Origin of the sequence: Nocardia sp. NPDC059228, assembly GCF_042754245.1 — a bacterium.
Classification (GTDB): domain Bacteria; phylum Actinomycetota; class Actinomycetes; order Mycobacteriales; family Mycobacteriaceae; genus Nocardia.
This window is the reverse complement of record NZ_JBHZAL010000102.1, coordinates 1-1,551: the sequence shown is the minus strand read 5'-3', so window position 1 is coordinate 1,551 and position 1,551 is coordinate 1. Positions and strand designations below refer to the sequence as shown.

The 1,551-nt window shown below is 66.6% G+C and carries 1 protein-coding gene and 1 pseudogene; both read right to left on the bottom strand.

The window, feature by feature from the left end; genetic code table 11:
- A pseudogene (locus tag ACFXKA_RS42715) lies at positions 1–438 on the bottom strand (hypothetical protein); the annotation flags it as partial.
- A 347-nt stretch (positions 439–785) separates the two neighbouring features.
- The coding region (locus ACFXKA_RS42710; protein WP_379431862.1) for a hypothetical protein at positions 786–1,551 on the bottom strand (766 nt) is incomplete at its 5' end.

Sequence of the window (1,551 nt, the reverse complement as noted above, 5' to 3'; positions counted from 1 at the left end):
TGCGTGTGGTTCATCGGGATCGGGGGCGGTATTCCGTGATAACGACTCCGTCCGCACCACCAATCCGGCCATCGTGGCCCTCGGTGCGCCGCTCATCAGCGCCGGGGTCAGTACGGCGAACATCAGCTGGAAGAGGGCGAAGGCGTAGACGGGGATTCCCTCGTCGCCGCCCGTGAGCGTCTCGGGGGTGATGCCCTTCAGACCGATGTGGTCGAAGTTCCCGAGCAGTCCTCCACCGATGTCGTCACCGAATGTGAGCGAGTACCCGTAGAGCACCCACAGCACGCTGACGATGCCGAGCGAGATGAAGGACATCATGAGCATGTTCAGGGCGCTTTTCACCCGGACCATGCCGCCGTAGAAGAAGGCCAGGCCGGGCGTCATCAGCATGACGAGCGCGGCACTGATCAATACGAATGCGGTATCTGCGCCATTCAAGGCCGGCGTCTCCTCGTGGGTGGGAAATACGGCCCGTGCGGATGCTCTTACTTCTGTGGGCCGACTAGTGGTGAGGAGATTGACGTGGGGTGATTTCGGTCGATGCCACCCGATGTTTCACGCCAGTGACGAAGTGGTCCGGGGTGTTACGCCTGGATGAACTGCCGTGTCGCGAGGTGTGGTGATGGCAGAATCCGGCCGCGTCACGCCCACCTCGGTGACCTGGCGTGGCGAAGCTGTGCCGGGCTGTACGGGGCGAGGACCGCGGCCGGGGGCTCAGAGGCGCGCGAGTACGGGAGCGGGGTTCCCCACCGGCCCAGGGCTCCGTGAGGCGTTCCACGGGCCGTTCAGACGGCTTCCGCGGCCTCCGGAAGCTCCTCGGTGAGCTGCTCGGTCAGCTGGTTGATCTCGGAGACGTCTCCGAAGTCCCTGGTGGCCGTGGTCACCGTCTTGCGGAGCCGCGTGTTGACGCGCTCGGAGCGCACCTTCCTGGCGATCCCCAGCGCCTCCTTCAGAAGAGGAGTCGACCGCTCGGGCTCCCTCTTCAGGAGGTGGACGGTGGCCATCCCGACGAGGTTCAGCGCGTACGACCGCTGGTGCTCCTCGTCCTTCTCGAAGAGCTGGACGGCGCGCTCCATGACGGGCTCGGCGAGCGAGGCGTACGTCGGGCTGCGCCCGGCGACGTAGGCCAGGTCCCGGTAGGAGTGCGCGTTCTCGCCGTTGAGCTCCGCCTCGGAGAAGAACCGGATCCAGTCGGGCTCCGGCTCGCCGTCGTCCCCGGCGTCGGCGAAGGTGTTCTCCGCCATCCGCACCGCGCGCTTGCACTTGCCGGGCTGCCCCATGTTGGCGTACGCCCGCGCCTCCATCGCGTACAGCATCGACTGCGTACGGGCCGTGGCGCAGTCCCTGCTGCCGTACTGGGCGAGGTGGATGAGTTCCAAGGCGTCGTCGGGGCGGCCGACGTGGATCATCTGACGGCTCATGGAGGAGAGGATGTACGACCCGAGGGCCTTGTCCCCGGCCTCCTTGGCGGCGTGCAGGGCCAGGACGAAGTACTTCTGGGCGTTGGGCTGGAGCCCCACGTCGTAGCTCATCCAGCCGGCCAGCTCGGAC